Annotated in this window: 19 protein-coding genes; 10 read left to right on the top strand and 9 right to left on the bottom strand. The window is 69.1% G+C overall.

The features are described 5' to 3' along the window. Positions 1-37 precede the first annotated feature (37 nt). Entirely contained in the window at positions 38-268 is a 231-nt protein-coding gene (locus H4W81_RS37425; protein WP_192779118.1) for a hypothetical protein, read from the bottom strand. A gap of 187 nt (positions 269-455) precedes the next feature. Between H4W81_RS37425 and H4W81_RS37420 the strand changes: the two genes are divergently transcribed. Then, positions 456-1,115 (top strand): response regulator transcription factor, encoded by a 660-nt coding sequence (locus tag H4W81_RS37420; RefSeq protein WP_192779117.1) that lies wholly within the window; start codon positions 456-458, stop codon positions 1,113-1,115. Next, positions 1,112-2,233 (top strand): sensor histidine kinase, encoded by a 1,122-nt coding sequence (locus H4W81_RS37415; protein ID WP_192779116.1) that lies wholly within the window; start codon positions 1,112-1,114, stop codon positions 2,231-2,233. The genes H4W81_RS37420 and H4W81_RS37415 overlap by 4 nt, the downstream gene beginning before the upstream one ends. Before the next feature lie 124 nt (positions 2,234-2,357). Here H4W81_RS37415 and H4W81_RS37410 read toward each other — a convergent pair whose 3' ends face one another. The 5 genes from H4W81_RS37410 to H4W81_RS37390 form a co-directional block, all read right to left on the bottom strand. Beyond that, positions 2,358-4,379, bottom strand: coding sequence for an AAA family ATPase (locus H4W81_RS37410; protein WP_192779115.1), 2,022 nt, complete (start codon positions 4,377-4,379; stop codon positions 2,358-2,360). A gap of 303 nt (positions 4,380-4,682) precedes the next feature. Beyond that, positions 4,683-5,513, bottom strand: coding sequence for a thioesterase family protein (locus H4W81_RS37405; RefSeq protein WP_192779114.1), 831 nt, complete (start codon positions 5,511-5,513; stop codon positions 4,683-4,685). A gap of 306 nt (positions 5,514-5,819) precedes the next feature. Next, positions 5,820-6,074 (bottom strand): hypothetical protein, encoded by a 255-nt coding sequence (locus tag H4W81_RS37400; RefSeq protein WP_192779113.1) that lies wholly within the window; start codon positions 6,072-6,074, stop codon positions 5,820-5,822. Positions 6,075-6,484: 410 nt separating this feature from the next. Then, on the bottom strand, positions 6,485-6,961 hold the full coding sequence (locus H4W81_RS37395; protein WP_192779112.1) for a hypothetical protein: 477 nt from the start codon (positions 6,959-6,961) through the stop codon (positions 6,485-6,487). A gap of 346 nt (positions 6,962-7,307) precedes the next feature. Further along, on the bottom strand, positions 7,308-7,853 hold the full coding sequence (locus tag H4W81_RS37390; RefSeq protein ID WP_225960610.1) for a DUF4352 domain-containing protein: 546 nt from the start codon (positions 7,851-7,853) through the stop codon (positions 7,308-7,310). Positions 7,854-8,191: 338 nt separating this feature from the next. Here H4W81_RS37390 and H4W81_RS37385 point away from each other — a divergent pair, with 338 nt between their 5' ends. The 5 genes from H4W81_RS37385 (at position 8,192) to H4W81_RS37365 (ending at position 12,364) form a co-directional block, all read left to right on the top strand. Beyond that, on the top strand, positions 8,192-8,365 hold the full coding sequence (locus H4W81_RS37385) for a hypothetical protein (RefSeq protein ID WP_192779110.1): 174 nt from the start codon (positions 8,192-8,194) through the stop codon (positions 8,363-8,365). A gap of 51 nt (positions 8,366-8,416) precedes the next feature. Further along, positions 8,417-9,496 (top strand): NAD(P)H-dependent amine dehydrogenase family protein, encoded by a 1,080-nt coding sequence (locus H4W81_RS37380; protein WP_192779109.1) that lies wholly within the window; start codon positions 8,417-8,419, stop codon positions 9,494-9,496. Then, positions 9,493-10,005, top strand: coding sequence for a carboxymuconolactone decarboxylase family protein (locus H4W81_RS37375; protein ID WP_192779108.1), 513 nt, complete (start codon positions 9,493-9,495; stop codon positions 10,003-10,005). Before H4W81_RS37380 ends, H4W81_RS37375 begins: the two co-directional genes overlap by 4 nt. Positions 10,006-10,021: 16 nt before the next feature. Then, positions 10,022-11,629 carry a GMC oxidoreductase gene (locus H4W81_RS37370; protein ID WP_192779107.1) on the top strand — a complete coding sequence of 536 codons (1,608 nt, stop codon included), beginning with the start codon at positions 10,022-10,024 and terminating at the stop codon, positions 11,627-11,629. Positions 11,630-11,989: 360 nt separating this feature from the next. After that, positions 11,990-12,364 carry a DUF6578 domain-containing protein gene (locus tag H4W81_RS37365; RefSeq protein WP_192779106.1) on the top strand — a complete coding sequence of 125 codons (375 nt, stop codon included), beginning with the start codon at positions 11,990-11,992 and terminating at the stop codon, positions 12,362-12,364. Here the strand turns inward: H4W81_RS37365 and H4W81_RS37360 are convergent. From H4W81_RS37360 to H4W81_RS37350, 3 genes are all read right to left on the bottom strand, one after another. Then, positions 12,361-12,804: a nuclear transport factor 2 family protein gene (locus H4W81_RS37360; RefSeq protein WP_192779105.1), complete on the bottom strand. Its 444-nt coding sequence runs from the start codon at positions 12,802-12,804 to the stop codon at positions 12,361-12,363. The two genes, H4W81_RS37365 and H4W81_RS37360, sit on opposite strands and share 4 nt — an antisense overlap. Positions 12,805-12,870: 66 nt before the next feature. Continuing rightward, on the bottom strand, positions 12,871-13,044 hold the full coding sequence (locus tag H4W81_RS48010) for a hypothetical protein (RefSeq protein WP_225958984.1): 174 nt from the start codon (positions 13,042-13,044) through the stop codon (positions 12,871-12,873). Positions 13,045-13,281: 237 nt separating this feature from the next. Next, the gene (locus H4W81_RS37350) at positions 13,282-14,403 is read right to left on the bottom strand and encodes an MFS transporter (protein ID WP_318782527.1); all 1,122 of its coding nucleotides are present in this window, start codon (positions 14,401-14,403) and stop codon (positions 13,282-13,284) included. 171 nt (positions 14,404-14,574) lie between these two features. On the opposite strand from H4W81_RS37350, the gene H4W81_RS37345 reads away from it, so the two are divergent. The 3 genes from H4W81_RS37345 to H4W81_RS37335 all read left to right on the top strand — a co-directional run bounded on the left by H4W81_RS37345 (position 14,575) and on the right by H4W81_RS37335 (position 16,515). After that, on the top strand, positions 14,575-15,156 hold the full coding sequence (locus H4W81_RS37345) for a TetR/AcrR family transcriptional regulator (RefSeq protein WP_192779103.1): 582 nt from the start codon (positions 14,575-14,577) through the stop codon (positions 15,154-15,156). Between the two features lie 322 nt (positions 15,157-15,478). Further along, a complete protein-coding gene (locus H4W81_RS37340; protein ID WP_192779102.1) occupies positions 15,479-15,718 on the top strand; it encodes a hypothetical protein in 240 nt (79 codons plus the stop codon). Then, entirely contained in the window at positions 15,715-16,515 is an 801-nt protein-coding gene (locus tag H4W81_RS37335; RefSeq protein WP_318782258.1) for an SDR family oxidoreductase, read from the top strand. The genes H4W81_RS37340 and H4W81_RS37335 overlap by 4 nt, the downstream gene beginning before the upstream one ends. Positions 16,516-16,519 lie beyond the last annotated feature (4 nt).

Below are 16,519 nucleotides of genomic sequence, written 5' to 3'. Positions count from 1 at the left end.
CACGCGCCCGCGCACCTCCGTGCGCGGGCGCGTTCGGTCATTTCGCCGGGACCGCCGGGACGGCCGGTACACACAGCGGGCCGTCGCCGGGCTCCCGCTGTCCCGCCTCGGCGGCCGGCGCGGAGTCCGGCCTGACCGCCGACGTCAGCGGGCCGGGCACCCCGCAATTGCTGGTGTCGCCCTCCGAGGCGTATGCCACTCCAGCGGCGGTGAGCCCGCCCAGGACGAGGGCACCGATCAGTGCCGCCGGCTTGAGTCCTATCTTCATTCGCTGCTCCTGTTCGCCGATGTTCTCGCTCGTCGGTGTTCGAGCACCGCCCATTGAGCCAGCAGGCGCATTCGGCCAGGGTTTGGAAACCGGGCCATCGGCGCGGTCCGCGAGCGAACGCCGGCCAAACACCGCGTCGGCCAGGATGGGGCACAGGAGTGACGGGCACGGTGAAGAGAGTGGGCCGGTGCGGGTTCTGATAGCCGAGGACGAACCACTGCTGGCGCGGACGCTGATGGCGGGCCTGCGCCGCGAGGCCATGGCGGTGGATCTGGCCGCCGACGGGGCCGCAGCGCTGGAGCGGCTCGCCGTCACCGCGTACGACGTGCTGATCCTGGACCGTGATCTGCCTCTCGTGCACGGTGACGAGGTGTGCCGGAGACTGGTCGAGAGCGGTTCGGCGTGTCGCATCCTGATGCTGACCGCGGCGCGAACGCTCGACGACACCGTCAGCGGGTTCGGCTTGGGCGCCGACGACTACCTGACCAAGCCGTTCCGGCTCCCCGAGCTGGTCGCGAGGGTGCGGGCGCTGCACCGGCGCCCGGCCCAGACCCGTCCGCCGGTGCTGACCGGCGCCGGGATACGGCTCGACCCGCACACCCAGCGCGTCAGCCGTGACGGCCGTGACATCCGGCTGACCCGCAAGGAGTTCGCCGTGCTGGAGATCCTGCTCGTCGCCCAGGGCGGCGTGGTCAGCGCCGAGCACCTGCTGGAGAAGGCCTGGGACGAACACGCCGACCCCTTCACCAACGCGGTGCGGATCACCGTGCACTCGCTGCGGCGCAAGCTCGGTGACCCGCCGGCGATCCACACCGAGATCGGCTCAGGCTACCGGCTGGGGCCATGATGGGCCTGCGCCCCCGGCTGACCATCCGGGCCTGGCTCACCCTGCTGTACTGCGCCACCTTCACCGCGGGTACGGCCGCCGCGCTGGCCATCGTCTACCTGCTGATGTCCCGCCTGCTCACCCCCGCCGTCGCGCCCACGCCGACCGTGTCTGCAAACGAGACCGTTCCGGCGCCGGCCGGCGCCGGAACGCAGGTGCTCGACACGCTGCTGCTCGCCTCCGGGGTGGCGCTGGCGGCGTGCGCGCTGGGTGCGGCGGGCGTCGGCTGGCTCGTGGTCGGCCGCATGCTCGCCCCCATCCGCCGGATCACCGCCACCGCGGGGAGGATCGCCGGCGGGAACCTGGACGAGCGGGTCTCGCTGCAGGGGCCGTACGACGAGCTCAGGGTGCTGGCCGACACCTTCGACGGCATGCTCGCCCGCCTGCAGGCTGCCTTCGAGGGGCACCGGCGCTTCGCCGCCAACGCCTCGCACGAGCTGCTCACCCCGCTGGCCACCAGTCAGGCCCTCCTGGACCTTGCTGCGGCCGACCCGTCGGCCTGTGACCTGTCCACGTTGCTCGCCGAGCTGACCGAGGTCAACGAGCGCAGCGAGCGGATCGTCACCGCCCTGCTCGACCTCGCCCGCGCAGAGGACGGCGTCGCCACCACGGCACCCGCTGACCTGGCCGGCTTCGCCCGCGACGCCATCGCCATCGCGGCAAGGGAGGCTGCCGAGCGCGGCGTGTCGGTGACCGCACGGCTCGACACGGCACTGGTGGACGGCGATCCGACCCTGCTGCGCCAGCTCGCCGTCAATCTCGTGGTCAACGCGATCCGGCACAACCACCCCGGCGGCCGGGCCATGGTCGACGTCGGCACCGACCAGCGCCAGGCCGTCATCACCGTCGCCAACACCGGCCCGCGGGTCACGCCGGAGCAGGTGGAGGTGTTGTTCGAGCCCTTCACCCGCGGCACCGGCCGGACCCGCCACCGCGACGCCGAGCGGCCCGGTGGGCATGGCCTCGGCCTCGCGATCGTCCGCGCGGTCGCCACCGCGCACCGCGGCACGCTCACCGCGACCGCCAACCCCGCCGGCGGCCTCACCGTGCAAGTACGCCTCGCCCGTTCAATTCCATGAGCGCTCCCGCGTACGATGCCGCCCGCCGCCCGCCCGTACGCGTCGGGCCGCCATCCCACCCGAGAGGTGGAGCCGACCTTCGACGCTGCAGACTTCACGCTCCAGCTCAGTGATGCCCTGCATCTCACTGATCGGCGCCTGCCCCGTATATCTCCTTCCGCCACAGCGCATCGCAGATCCGCTCCACCCCGCCGGCAAGGTGCCTGCGATACGTGCTGAACGGCAGCCCCAGCCGCGCGGCGACCGACTCCTGGGTGGACACGCCGCGCAGGTAGGTGGCCACGACCGCACGATGGTGCTTCTCGCCGCCCCGCTCCTTGCGCAGCGCTTCGATGGCCTGGGTCAGTACGTCATGCAGCGCCACACCGTGCTCGACGATCAACCTGCTGCGGGCCAGTGGATTGTTCGCGAGCTCCGCCGACCGCTGCAGCACGCGCAGCGCGTCGCGCACGGCGGCATCGAATTCCGGCCGGTCCAGGACCACGAGTTCGGTGCGCCGGCCCGTGGCGGGCGCCTCGGGAACAGATGGCAGGCCTGACAGCATCAGACGGGTCCTCTCCTCCGCCCACGTCCATAGCGGCTGGGTCCGCCAGTCGTACCCGAACAGCGTGTAGGTCAGGTCGCCGACTCGTGGCCGGTCCGCGACGATCTCGAGGCCGAGACTCGTCAGGTACGGAGCCCAGAACTCTCCGGCGCGGATCGCGAGATAGGACCAGGCCAGCCTGGGCCCGGCACGGGCGATCTCGGCCACGATTCGCCACTGATGGAGATCCTCGACCGGCGAGATGGGACTGTTGAGGTTTTTGCGATACTTCCGCGAGGTCACGGAGAAGCGCGCCACGCCGAGATGCTCGCCGTGACGCAACGAGGTGGAGCTTCGGGCGTGCGCCCAGACCGTCTCGATCACAGGGTCGGCGTCTTCGCCGTACGGCTCGGTCAGCCGCAGCCAGGCGGAGAAGCCCACGATCTCGTCGTTCCGCGTCGACCGGCACAGCCGGAACGCCTCCGGCTGCCGGCTCAGCCAGAAACGCGCCACGGCCGCTGAGTCCGGGCCCTCGACCTCGGCCGTCATGTCGATCACCGTGGCGTGGTCCGCCGGTTCGCAGCGGCTCAGCCACAGCTCGTCCTCACCACGCCAGGTGATGTAGTCGGACATGTACCGACCGGCCCGGTACAGATACATGAACGCCCCCACGGCGGGCAGCATCCCGCTTTCTGGGGCTGTCTGGATCCGCTCGAAGAAGTGGCGGCGGAGTTTGCCGTGCAGTTCCGCGTACCCCTCGGGATCACGCCATCGCAGGTCGGCCTCCAGCGCCTCACGGACCACGTCGTGCGGGAACAGGCCCTGCTGGGCGGACTCGACGAACGGAAGGCCGCGCAACCAGGCGAACGTCCGCACCGCCTCGTCGCCGAGCACGGCACGCAGGAGCGACTCCGTGGTGAGATAGGCGTGGGCGCACACTTCCAGAGCCCGGCGGTGCACCGGCGTGGGCACCTCGCCGATCAGCTGGGGCAGCAGCGTCTCGATGACATCGCGGCTGGGCCGCCAGTCCGTCCTTCCCTCTTCGTCCCGCTCGGCCACCGCCGCAGCGAGCGTCAGGGCGAGGGGATTGCCACCGGTGAAGGCCAGCAGCGCCGCGTGCATCCGCTCCGGCACGCCACGCAGGCGTAGGAAGGCCGTGGCCTCGTCCGGCGCGAGATTCCGCAGGGCCACCGTCCGCAGCAGCTCCGCCCAGCCTGGATCGGAGACCCACCGCACGTCCGGCGGCTGCCGTCCCGCGATGACGACGAGTGCCCCGGCCGGCAGCCGGGTCAGAAACCTGTCCCGCAGCCATCCCTCGAGTCCCTGGCATCGTTCGAAGGTGTCGACGAGTAGGACGGCGCATTCGTCGGTGAGCACCGTCTCGGCCTCTTTCGCGAACGCCTCCGGAGTAGGCTCAATGAGCCGGCCGTCGATTTCCAGCACATGACGTCCAGCCGCTCGCGCTTCGGCGGCGAAGCGGCGCAGCAGCATGGACTTGCCCATGCCTCCGGGCCCGTGCAAGTACACCACCGCGACAGGCTTCGCGCCACCGGACAGCGCGGCGCGGAAAATGCCCAGCTCGGCCGCCCGCCCCACGAAGGCACGGTCTCGTGCCGCCTGCACCTGGCCTCCTAGCACGCCCACCCTCCACTGCTCACCAGTCCCCTTCCGGCCGCTGCCGCAACGCTTCGCGACACGTCAGGATCGCTTCGTGATCGAGCGCGTTTCCCCTGCGGCGGCATCCGGCAGGATAACCGGCGGTGTCCTGGTCATAAGCCTGAGGAGGGGCGCTGCTCATGCTCACGACGATCGCAGTGGCCCGCGCACGTTCGCGTCGGTGATTCTTGCCTATCCGGTGGGGTACGGATTGCGTCAGATGTGGGATGGCCCGGCGCCTCTGGCGAGGTCGCCGACCACCGGGCCAGGCTACGCCCGCCCGACCCGGGCCAGTTGCCGGGACTGCGCAACCAGACGTCCTTCCGAGTCCCAGATCTCGGCGTCCTCTTCCATGTAGCCGCCGCCGACCAGAACCGTGGAATGCTTCAACCGTAGCCAGCCCGGGGCGGGCCTCGCCCGGATGTGCGCGGTGAGCTCCAACGTCGGCGCCCAACCCGAGACACCGAGGTCGAGGCTGACCGGCGGAAGGCAATCGACGGCCAACAGGAGCATCAGTGGATCGGGCTCACGATCGTCCGGGAACCTCAGCCAGCCCTGCATCCAGCTCTGACCGGAAGGCGCCCCGAGCGCCCAGCCCACACACTGGGGGTCGAGGCGTAGGTCCAAACGCTCCAGGAGTGGCGCCTCCTTGAGTAACTCGGGTGGTGCCGCCTCCGTGCCCACGCACTTCTCGGGGGAAGGCATCCTCGGCGGAGCCGTGAACACCTGCACAGGAGCGGCGGAAGGCTGGTCGTCCAAATTGCCGAACGTCGCGAGGATACGCATCCGTTCCTGGCCGTCTTGTGCGAGGGAAGCCATCGCGCTGGTGTGACTTCTGCCGCGGCGAAGGACTTGCGTGCTCACAACGGCCTTGCCGGACTGCGCGGCTGAGAGGAAGTACGCACTCAGGGAGATGGGATCGGCGTGCCCAGACTCCTCCCGCAGATCCAGCGAAAGCGCGTGTCCGGCGAGGGCCATCAGCAGCCCGCCGTGGATCCTCGGGCCGAACCCCCAGGAGGCGTCCAGTTCGGCGTGGTGGACGGCCGCGCGTTCGGTGCGGGCAAGTGCGATGGCTTGGTCGAATGTGCTTGTGGCGCTCAATGTCTCTCCATGTAGTCAATGTGGCGAGGACGCTGTCAGGCCGACTTGTCGGTAAGCGGCCTGCGCGCACCTGGGCCCATCGCTTCTCCGCCGCGAGTCCTGGGCGTGCTGAACACGGTGCTCGAACAGTCCGGTGTCACGTTGCTCGCGCGCGACATGCAAGGCTTAGCCACCCGACGTGTGCGTGAGCATGCCGGTGCCGGCTTGCCGGGAAACCGCCAGGGCGGAGCGGAGCCTGCTGATGTGGGCGCGCAACGAGGACAGCGCCGCGTTCGGTGCTCGTCCGCCCAACAGGTCCTCGCACAGTCATTCGGGCGAGACGGGCCGGCCGTCTTCCGCGAGCAACCGCAGGAGCAGCACCCGCCGCTGCAGCGGCCCGAGCTCCACCGGCCCCGCGGGGGTGTGGACCACCAATGCGCCCAGCGCGCCGAACGACCACGGCTCGGCCGCCAGAGCAGGCAGCGGCGCTGGTCCCTTGGGCGAGCGCTGATGGTCATCCGTCAGCAGTGAGGGATTCCCATCAAAACCATGGCTTCGCCTTCCTGGGCAGATCGTGATCACCCACATGCTCCTGTCTCAACGTGATACCGCGCCCGTCACGTTGCCGCAGAAGGCTGCCCACCTTGAAGTGCGTCCAGGTGCCCACTACTGCTCACTTCGGCCCTCCGCGGTACGCCCCATCGCTGGGTGCACTATGGGTGCACTACAGGAGTGTCCTCGGGTCCGGTCGATCAGCACCCCGAGTGGCAATGCCAGGAGGACGGGTACGAGAGTTCCCACGACTCCACTGAGGACGCCCAAATCGGGTCGGTGCGGCCCCGAAGTGCTTGCCGACAGGCTAGGGCCGGCGAACGTGAGGATGAGTGCAACCCTGCTGGCCTGGGGCTCCGCCAACCAGAGACATGATCACGAGCCCAGCATGACCTCGTCACGAAAAAGACATATGGCCACAAAGACCTGGCGGCGGCGTTTCAGACAGGTTCGCCGGACTGCCGGAGAGCCAGCCGTTCGCTCTTGAACAGGGCAGCCCCAGCCAGCACGTAGAACGGAGACAGGAACAACAGGTAGGCCAAGCCCGCGATACCGCCATCTTCGAGCGCCGATATCCCGATGTACCCGATGACCGATCCGAGAAGGACCAGGCCGCCGGAGACCCAGGGGGCGACCTGCCGGCCGTACGCACGAGGCAGCGCGAACACGGCGGCGGGCAGCAGCACGACCAGGCCGGACTCCAAGATGAACTCGAGCCATTGCTCGAGCGGTGAATGGTGCCGCACCACTATCCCCGTCGACACCGTGGCGATCGTCAAGTCAACATCGGTCCGCTCCGCGCCGAGGTCGGGAAGATCGGGGAAGGGGACGTTGAGAAGCTGTGGGAGTCCGGCCAGGACAAGGGTCAGCACGCGCCAGAATGCGGCGGAACGCCGCCACCGGCTTAACCATGCCATCGGGCCTCCGTCAGAGCTGATCCGATTCTCAGCGCACGACGCTACCCGAGGATTCGATCACGAGGGTCGGCTTGACTCGGCGACGTGAGACAACGTGCCACCAACCGCGGGAGATACGCGCAGACACTGCGTCCATCCCGGATGGCGAACTCCACCTCGCGACCATATGCGACTCGGACATACAGGAATATATTGGACATATAGATGCCCTCGGTCGTGGGGAAGCAGCCGAGGGCATCGTCATGGGCCCACGCCTTCCACCGCGCCGTGCCGCTCGGCCCGGGTGCCGCGCCCTCCTGTGCCATGTCGTACGGCCGGCCGAGCCTGCGCCGCCGGCGCCGGCCCTCTACTCGAGAGTCCACTCGCCCTTCTGGTCGGCGAACCCGCTGTCCAGAGCGAACTGGAACTTGACGATCTTCGCCGCCTTGGGCACCTCGAACACCACCAGGCCGCGTCGGCTGTCGCCGGCGCTGATGGTCACGGTTCCGGGGAACTGCTTGCCGCCCTTCACGTCCGCGATGGTGCTGCTGTACTGCTGGTCATCGCTGTCGATGACGTACGCGCCGTTCCCTGGGCTGTCGCTGTAGGCGCCGGTCCCCACGTTCTTCATGACGAGCTCGACAGCGTAGAAGCGGTGACCGTCCTGTGGCGTGCTGAACTCATTGGCAGCAGCCGGCTTGGTGAGCACCTTGGAGAGTTTCACAGCGACCTTGAGTGCCTCGTCGGCGCCTTGGAGCGTGATTGTGCTGCCGACCTTGGCGGCCTTCTCGGCGCTCGGAGCTGATGCTGCGGGCGTCGCGGATGCGCTGTCCGGCGTGCTGGTGACGGTAGGGGTCCCGCAGGCGGTGAGCACGAGAACGATCGAGACGAGTGGTGCAGCGATAACGCGCATGATCACTCCTGGTGAATCGCTGGTTGCGGAGAGGTAGACGCCATGCAGGGGAGGGAAGTTCGCGCCCAGCGCCGATTCGCTGGGACCCCAGGCCGTCAACCCAGGTGGCTTTGGGGACCGAGCCTGATCACCCGGCGATGGCGCTGTAGAAGCCGGTCACCGAGCAGCGCCGCAGGCTGACGGTGGAGCCGTAGAAGCCGGTCACCGGGCATCACCGGTGGTGCTGCGTGAACCATGTCGCCGGATCTCCAGAAGGCGCAGGAACGTCAGCGGATGAGGGTGCCCGGCGAAAAGGCAGCCGGCTGGTAGGCCGGCCGTCCGCCTGCTTTGCTGACGGCATGATGACGCACCAGCGCCGCACCCCGCCCTCCTGGCGCACCGTGGTGGCGCTGCTCGTGGTGATCCTCGTAGTGACCGCCGGGCTCGTCATGGGCGTGTTGTGGGTGCTGGCGATGGTGCGGGACTCGATCATGGAGCTCATTCCGATGCCGCCCTCGGCTCCGGACCCGTAGCCCGCCGCGACGGCCCTATACACCTAACCAAGCGCTTGCTACGCTCCGCCCATGGTGTCCACGATTGTCTGGGGTACCGGCAATGTCGGCCGTGCGGCCATCCGTGCCGTCGAGGCCCACCCGGCACTGGAACTTACGGCCGTGCTCGTCCACAACCCCGACAAGGTCGGCCGCGACGCGGGCGAACTCGGCGGCCTCGGCCGCGACCTGGGAGTCGCGGCCACCGACCACATCGACGCCGTGCTGGCCGCCGGTCCGCGGGCCGTGGTGTACGCGGCGTCCGGCGACATTCGCCCCGACGGAGCCCTCGCCGACATCATCAGGGCGATCCGCGCCGGAGCCGTCGTCGTCACGCCGTCGCTCTACGCGCTCTACGACCAGCGCAACGCCCCGCCGGAGCTGCGGGAACCCGTACTCGCAGCCATCGAGGACGGCGGCGGCTCGCTGTTCGTCTCCGGCGTCGACCCCGGCTGGGGCAACGACGTCCTGCCGCTGCTGATCAGCGGGCTCGGCGGCACCGTGGACGTGATCCGCTGTCAGGAGATCTTCGACTACACCACCTACGACCAGGAGGACTCGGTCCGGTACATCGTCGGCATGGGCCAGCCGATGGACTACGAGCCGCCCATGCTCGCGCCGACGGTTCCGACCATGGTCTGGGGCGGGCAGGTACGGCTGATGGCCAGGGCCCTCGGCGTCGAGCTCGACGAGATCCGCGAGGCCCTGGACCGGCGCCCGCTCGACGCCACGGTGATCACCAGGACGATGGGCGAGTTCGCGGCGGGCACCCAGGGCGCGGTGCGGTTCGAGGTGCAGGGCATCGTCGAGGGCGAGCCCCGCATCGTCATCGAGCACGTCACCCGCATCCACCCGTCGTGCGCGCCGGACTGGCCGACGCCGCCCGACGGCGACGGGGCGCATCGGGTGATCATCGAGGGCCGTCCGCGCATCGAGGTGACGGTCGAGGCCACCGACGAGGACGGCAACCGGTCCGCGGGCGGGAACGCCACCGCGGTCGGCCGGCTGGTGGGTGCCATCGACTGGCTCGTGGCCGCAGAACCCGGGCTCTACGACGCGCTCGACGTCCCGCTCCGCCCCGCGGTCGGCAAACTCGGGAGGAAGCAGCCATGAGGATCGACATCCCTGAGGGAAGGGACGCGATCGAGTACGTGTGGGGCGAGATGGTCCCCGGCATCGGGATCGCCGCCTCGAAGTTCTCGATGGCGGTGTACGCCCACACGACCCTCGGACTCCGCGAGTTCGAGGCCGCGCGGCTGCGGATCGCGCAGATCAACGGGTGCGTCTTCTGCCTCGACTGGCGGACCGAACGGGACGGGCAGCAGGTCGAGGAGGAGTTCGCCGACGCCGTGGCCCAGTGGCGTACCACCGACGCCTTCGACGACCGCACCCGGCTGGCCGCCGAGTACGCCGAGCGGTACGCCCTGGATCACCACGGCCTCGACGACGAATTCTGGACCCGGATGACCGCGCACTACAGCCAGCTCGAGATCGTGGAACTGAGCATGAGCATCGGCTCCTGGCTGGCGTTCGGCCGGCTCAACCATGTGCTGGGCCTCGACACCGTATGCGTGCTGCCCAGCGGTTCATCACCCTCCGCCAAGCGAAAAGACTCGCTGTGATCAAGAGGATCAGCACATGAGCATCTCGCGCCGTGGATTCATCGCTGGAACCGGTTCTCTTTTAGGCGTCGCGGCCCTGGCGGGTCGCGCCACCGCCCAGGCGCACGCCACCCTCCCGGCGGCTCCGATCACCAGCGGGGCCCACGTCCCCGCCCTGGTGATCGGCACCGGGTACGGCGGCTCCGTCGCCGCTCTGCGGCTCGCCCAGGCGGGCGTCGACGTGCACCTGATCGAGATGGGCATGGCATGGGACACCCCCGGCCCGGACGGCAAGATCTTCTGCAACACACTCCAGCCCGACCACCGGTCGTACTGGCTGCGCACCAGGACCAAGGCGCCGCTCAACTTCTTCCTCGGCTTCCCGATCGACAGGGACATCACCCGCTACACCGGCATCCTGGACGCCGAGGACTTCAGCGGCATCACGGTCTACCAGGGCCGGGGCGTCGGCGGCGGTTCGCTGGTCAACGGCGGCATGGCGGTCACGCCCAAGCGCGAGAACTTCGCCGCCGTCCTCCCGTCGGTGAACGCCGACGAGATGTACGCCACCTACTACCCGCGGGCCAACGCCGGGCTCGGGGTCGGCACCGTGGACCCCATCTGGTTCGACTCCGCCGCCTGCTACCAGTACTCCAGGGTCGGCCGTAAGCACGCCCAGCGGTCCGGTTTCCCGTTCGTCTTCGTGCCCGACGTGTACGACTGGGACTACATGAAGCAGGAGGCGGCCGGAACCGTCACCAAGTCGGCGTTGGCCGGCGAGATCCTCTACGGCAACAACCACGGCAAGAAGTCTCTTCAGCAGACCTACCTCGCCCGGGCCAAGGCCACCGGCAGGGTCGCCATCTCGCCGCTGCACAAGGTCACCTCGGTCGCCCCCGCGGCCGCCGGCGGCTACACGGTCGTCATCGAGCAGATCAACACCAACGGTGACACCACGGCCACCAAGACCGTGACCGCGGACCGGGTCTTCTTCGCCGCCGGCAGCGTCGGCACCAGCAAGCTGCTGGTCAAGCTGAAGGCCACCGGCGTCCTGCCCCGGCTGAACGACGCGGTCGGCAAGGAGTGGGGCGACAACGGCAACGTCATGTGCGGCCGCGCCAACCACATGTGGGACCCGACCGGCAAGCTCCAGTCGACCATTCCATGCTCCGGCATCGACAACTGGACGGCCGGTGGCGCGTTCGCCGAGATCGCCCCGCTGCCCACCGGGATCGAGACCTACGCCTCGTTCTACCTGTCGATCACCAGGAACCCGAACCGCGCCCAGTTCTCCTGGAACGCCGCGACGGGCACGGTCGACCTGAACTGGCAGACCTCCTGGAAGCAGCCGTCCATCGACATGGCCAAGACCATCTTCGACAAGATCAACGCGAAGGAGGGGACGATCTACCGGACCGACCTCTTCGGCACCTACAAGATCTGGGGCGACCACCTCACCTACCACCCGCTCGGCGGCGTGGTGCTGAACAAGGCCACCGACAACTACGGCCGCCTCACCGGCTACCCCGGCCTGTACGTCATCGACGGCGCGCTCATCCCCGGCAACACCAGCGTCAACCCGTTCGTCACCATCACGGCGCTCGCCGAACGGAACATCGAAAAGATCATCTCCACCGACCTCTGACGCGCCCGCCGTCAGTCCCGGTAGGTGAAGAGCTGGGCGAGCCTCGCGACGTGAGAGCGGACAGGTCGGTGCGCGACAGCGGGCGCTCCAACCAGCTCCAGCAACCGGCGGACGCGGACTCTCCCGCAGCGCCGGGGTCTCCACGAAGGTGACCGACATCGAGCCGTCGGACGGCGGTAAGGATGACCGAGGACGGCCACGCGCCGCCCTCGGTGGACGATGACCGTCACGTGGAAGCCCCGGCGCTGTATCCCGTTCGACCTGGCCACCGAGGCGCCGCGCCGCCGCGTAACAGATCCGGGCGAACTACCGAGGAGGGAAGAAGCCGCTCGGCCCGTGGAGATGCGGCACACTTGCCCCATGGATCTGGTCGTGTGGGTCGATGACTGGCAGATGCAGTGCTGTGGCGATCCGTTCGGCGTCGGGTCGCGAGTGTCGTGGAAGCTGGGCGAACCCGACCGCGACTGGCTGGCCACGGTCCTGGGCGACGTGAGAGTCGACAAGGCCGAAGATCACCACCTCGTCCCCGCCGACACCCCGGTGACCGAGGCCGTGGTGACCGCGATCAGCGCCGTGCACTGCGCCTACGCGCCGAAGCCCGGCGCGACCTCCCCGACCATGTACGCCGTCGAGGGCTCTGCCGTGCTGTCGCCCGTGGAGAGCGCCGAAAGGTGGACGAAGAACCTGGGCGACCGGAAGTTCGTGGGCTACCTGGTGCACCTGAGAACCAGCTAGGCGCAGGCGTCGGCGATGGCGGCGGGGTCCCAGTAGAACGGGCGGCATTCGAGCATCCGGCCGTTCCGCACCCTGATCAGCTGCATGATCAGGGCGTCGACCTCCCGGCCCGTGGCCCGGGAGCGGAAGCGCACCAGGCTCCGCACCACGACGGTGTCGGCGTCACCCCAGTGCTCCTGCTCCAGGAACTCCATCGACTCCCAGACCTCGCTGAACGTGGCCAGGAACCGCTCCAGGCCGTCACGTCCCCGCCAGGTGCCCGTTCCGGTGAACGGCAGCCCCGGCGCCTGGTGCAGGACCACCTCGGGATCCAGGTATGCGGCGACCTCGTCGTAGCTCGACGTCCCGAAGCCGCCCGCCGCCACGTACGCGGCCTCGGCCGCGTAGAACTTCTCCATAACCGCCCAGGCGTCGTCGGCCCGCTGCTCCGTCGTGCTCATGACCGCAGTCTGTCCGGTACGCCGAAGGCCACGCTGGCGACATTCGGACCCCGCACTCAGCCCCGGTCAGCGGTCAGCGGTCAGACCAGGCCAGGTTCTGGACACCATCAGGTGGACCGTCTCCTCCAGCGAGCTGTCGTGGCCGATGACGGTCTCGTAGCCGCCGCGCAGAAGGTCGCGCTCGAGCCCGATGACGGCCAGGCCCCGCCTGCCGTACGCCGCCCTGAGAGCCAGGGCCACGCTGGTTTTGCCCGAGCCGGAGTTCCCTCGCAGAACGATCCTCGGCGTGCATATCTCGACCGCCACCGAATGGGCCCAAGCCGCGGGGAACACCCGCCCTGGCTACGCCGCGAGCGTCGCCCGGCGGCGCCGCTGACCTCCAGCATCGTGTGAGAGAACCAGTCGACGGGTTGGTACGGGGGCCCTATCCGAATTCGATGCGCAGCAAACGTGATCGACGCAGATCGGCGAGATGGGTCATCTAAGGCTGTCGTTTCGGCGTGCACTCCACACTGCCAGCCCGGCCACCAGGACGAGAACGCCGGCGAGCCAGAGGATGCCCTGGAGTGGCAGGGCATCGACGATTGTGCCGCCGGCCAGCGCGCCGAGACCGATCGCGAGGTTGAACACCGCCACCCACAGAGCGGAGGCTTCCTCGACCGCTTGTGGCGCGGACTTGATCATCCACGTCTGGAGGCTCGTGGAGACCCCGCCGTACACCAGGCCCCAGACGACGAGCAGCGCCACTCCGCCCGCGGCGGTGAGCCCTGCTATGGGGTAGAGCAGCACGGTCACCCCCAAGGCGGCGGCGATGGTGAGGACCGTGCGATGGAGCCGCTTCGCCACGGCGGCACCCGCGATGAAGTTCCCTGCGACGCCCGCTATGCCGAATCCGAACAGCAGAGGCCCGACGAGTTGCGCGTCGATGCCGGACAGATCCTGCAGCACGGGGCTGATGAACGTGTAGGCCGCGAAGTGGCCGGTCACGATCAGGAAGGTCGCCAGGATGCCGACCCGGACGCCCTGGTTGCGGAACTGGTCGGCCAGCCGCCGCAGGCCGACGGGCTGAGCAGCGGTCAACGGCGGCAGCACGGCCAGCAAGGCGACCAGCACGACCAGGGCGAGCGCGCTCAGCGCGCCGAACGCGAGCCGCCAGTTCGCCAGCCCGCCGATCACTGTGCCGATGGGGACGCCGAAAACGTTCGCTGCCCCGACGCCGCCGAAGATGATCGACGTGGCCCGCGGCACGAGCGGGGCGGGGACCAGCCGGACGGCCAGACCGCCGGCGATGGCCCAGAACCCGCCGATCGCCACCCCGACCAGCACGCGGGCGGTGATCAGGAGCGGATAGTTCGGGGCCAGGGCAGAGGCCAGGTTGGCGAGCGTCATGAGCCCCATCAAGGCGACGAGCAAGAGCCGGCGATCCATCCTGCCGACGAGTACCGGGACCACCGGCGCCGCGACGGCGGCGACGATGCTGGGGACCGTGACCATCAGACCCGCCGCCCCCTCAGAAACCGACAGTGCCGATCCGACGGGGGTGAGCAGCCCGATGGGGAGCTGCTCGGCCGTCACCAGGAGAAATGTGCCGAAGGCCACGGCGGACACCGCGATCCAATGATTCTTCGCTGACGCGTCTCGCCCGGTCGTCGTAGGGTCCGTTGCCGTCACGTCGAATCTCCCCTCTCTCATTCGGGAGCGATCGCTCCCATATGACGGCAAACCCTAATACGGGAACGGTCGCTCCACAACGTTGGTAGAGTGGCGACCATGGCACGGCCCAGGGAGTTCGACGAGCAAGACGTGATCGCCAAGGCGACCGACTTGTTCTGGCGTCGCGGCTACAACGCCACGTCCGTCCGCGACCTGGGCGCCGAGCTCAGACTCAAGCAAAGCAGCCTGTATCGCACCTTCAACGACAAGCGCACACTGTTCTTGCGGACGCTGGACCACTATCGGGCGACGGAGTCCACGCAAGCCGAAGAGCAGCTCAGCGCCCCCGGCCCCAGCCTCGAGATCCTGCGGGAGTGGTTGATCTGGATGATCAGCCACGAGGCAGGTCGCGGCTGCTTCGTGGTCAATACGGCTGCCGAACTCGGCACCACCGACCCCGAGGTCCGGCAAAGGACCGAGGACGCGTTCGAAGTCACCAGGAAAACCCTGGCGTCACTGCTACGCCGCGGCATCCGCGACGGCGACCTGCCCGCCGCATCGGACGTCGACGCCGCAGTGGAGCTGCTGTTCACGACGGTGCTTGGACTGCGCGTACGCGAACGCGCCGGACACGACCCCCAACGGCTCGCCACAGCAATCGACTTCACGATCAAAATGCTCGCGATATCTGGGACCTGACCACGCCCATCCCGGTTGCGGAGTATCGAGGGACCGGCCGCCCCCGCCGCCATTCGGCACGTTCTGATAGCCGGGCCTGCCAGTAGGCGCCGCCCCAGATTAGCCGCGGCCTGGGCACGGCCACCATGAACGGCGCGCGCCCGCCTACCGCCGAGGGCATGGGCGCGCGAGCAGCTCCGGAGGACGGCACGGGCGCTCTCCATCCGAGGTCTGCCCGAACAGGAAGGATCCGTGCAAGAGAGGTGGTCACAGGAGTTCGTCGGCGACGGTTGAGGGCAGCGGCCAGGTATCGAGAGAGGTGCTGGTACGCCGGAGGTACGTCATGCCGGAGTTTCCCTTCTACTGGTCGCTCATGGTGTCCCCGAGCGACGAGGTCGCCGAGCGGTTCGCCCAGATGGACCCGCGAGACCGGATGCGGCTGTTCGAGCAGCAGCCGACCGTGTACTGGCGGGCCCTGGACCTGTACACCGAGCGGCTGGCCCGCAACCTCCACGAGCTGGCCGGGCGCCTCAGGGCCGACCGGTCGGACTACCGGTCACGCGAGGGGCTGCTGCGGTGGTGAGCCCGGCCTACGAGCGCAAGGTGATCATCACAGGGGCCGACTCGGGCATCGGGCGAGCGACCGCGGTGACGATGGCCCAGCGCGGGTTCGACGTGGGGATCACCTTCCATTCCGATCTGGAGGGCGCGCAGGAGACCGAGCGCCTGGTGCGTGACAGAGGACGGCAGGCGGCCGTGCGCCGGCACGACCTGACCGACCCCGAGAAGGCCGCCACAGTGATCGACGAGCTGGCCGACGAGCTCGGCGGGGTAGGTGTGCTGGTCAACAACGCGGGCACGGGCACCGCCGAGCCGCTGCTGGAGACCGACTACGCCCGGTGGCGCTCGGTGTTGGCCGTGGACCTGGACGGGGCGTTCCTGTGCGCCCAGCGGGCGGCCCGCCGGATGGTGGCCGCGGGGCTGGGCGGCAGGATCGTCAACGTCACCAGCGTGCACGAGGAGTATCCCCGGGTGGGCGCGGGGCCGTACTGCGCGGCCAAGGGCGGCCTGCGCATGCTCAGCAGGGTGCTGGCACTGGAGCTGGCGCCGTACGACATCACGGTGAACACGATCGCGCCCGGCGAGATCGCCACCCCGATGACCGGCCAGGAGGACCAGCCACCGCGACGGGGCAGCCGCCCCGGCTACCCCGTCGACCGGCCGGGCGACGCCAGGGAGGTGGCGGCCGCCATCGCGTTCCTGGCCGACCATGCCTCTTCCTACATCACCGGCGCGACGCTGTTCGTGGACGGCGGCCTGACGCTGATGGGCCCGCAGGCGGGGGGAGCGCTCTCGTCGGACGAGTGGCGTCAGGGCTGACCGG

The organism is Nonomuraea africana (assembly GCF_014873535.1).
Lineage (GTDB): Bacteria > Actinomycetota > Actinomycetes > Streptosporangiales > Streptosporangiaceae > Nonomuraea > Nonomuraea africana.
Note: the sequence above shows the minus strand (reverse complement) of the source record. Positions and strands in the feature narration are given on the sequence as shown.

Bases quoted from the DNA above. Each gene is read 5' to 3' on its own strand.
- H4W81_RS37370 (WP_192779107.1), top strand. From the start codon at position 10,022: ATGAGCATCTCGCGCCGTGGATTCATCGCTGGAACCGGTTCTCTTTTA.
- H4W81_RS37360 (WP_192779105.1), bottom strand. From the start codon at position 12,804: ATGAGCACGACGGAGCAGCGGGCCGACGACGCCTGGGCGGTTATGGAG.
- H4W81_RS37385 (WP_192779110.1), top strand. From the start codon at position 8,192: ATGATGACGCACCAGCGCCGCACCCCGCCCTCCTGGCGCACCGTGGTG.
- H4W81_RS37415 (WP_192779116.1), top strand. From the start codon at position 1,112: ATGATGGGCCTGCGCCCCCGGCTGACCATCCGGGCCTGGCTCACCCTG.
- H4W81_RS37375 (WP_192779108.1), top strand. From the start codon at position 9,493: ATGAGGATCGACATCCCTGAGGGAAGGGACGCGATCGAGTACGTGTGG.
- H4W81_RS37390 (WP_225960610.1), bottom strand. From the start codon at position 7,853: ATGCGCGTTATCGCTGCACCACTCGTCTCGATCGTTCTCGTGCTCACC.
- H4W81_RS37365 (WP_192779106.1), top strand. From the start codon at position 11,990: ATGGATCTGGTCGTGTGGGTCGATGACTGGCAGATGCAGTGCTGTGGC.
- H4W81_RS37395 (WP_192779112.1), bottom strand. From the start codon at position 6,961: ATGGCATGGTTAAGCCGGTGGCGGCGTTCCGCCGCATTCTGGCGCGTG.
- H4W81_RS37345 (WP_192779103.1), top strand. From the start codon at position 14,575: ATGGCACGGCCCAGGGAGTTCGACGAGCAAGACGTGATCGCCAAGGCG.
- H4W81_RS37380 (WP_192779109.1), top strand. From the start codon at position 8,417: ATGGTGTCCACGATTGTCTGGGGTACCGGCAATGTCGGCCGTGCGGCC.
- H4W81_RS37340 (WP_192779102.1), top strand. From the start codon at position 15,479: ATGCCGGAGTTTCCCTTCTACTGGTCGCTCATGGTGTCCCCGAGCGAC.
- H4W81_RS37425 (WP_192779118.1), bottom strand. From the start codon at position 268: ATGAAGATAGGACTCAAGCCGGCGGCACTGATCGGTGCCCTCGTCCTG.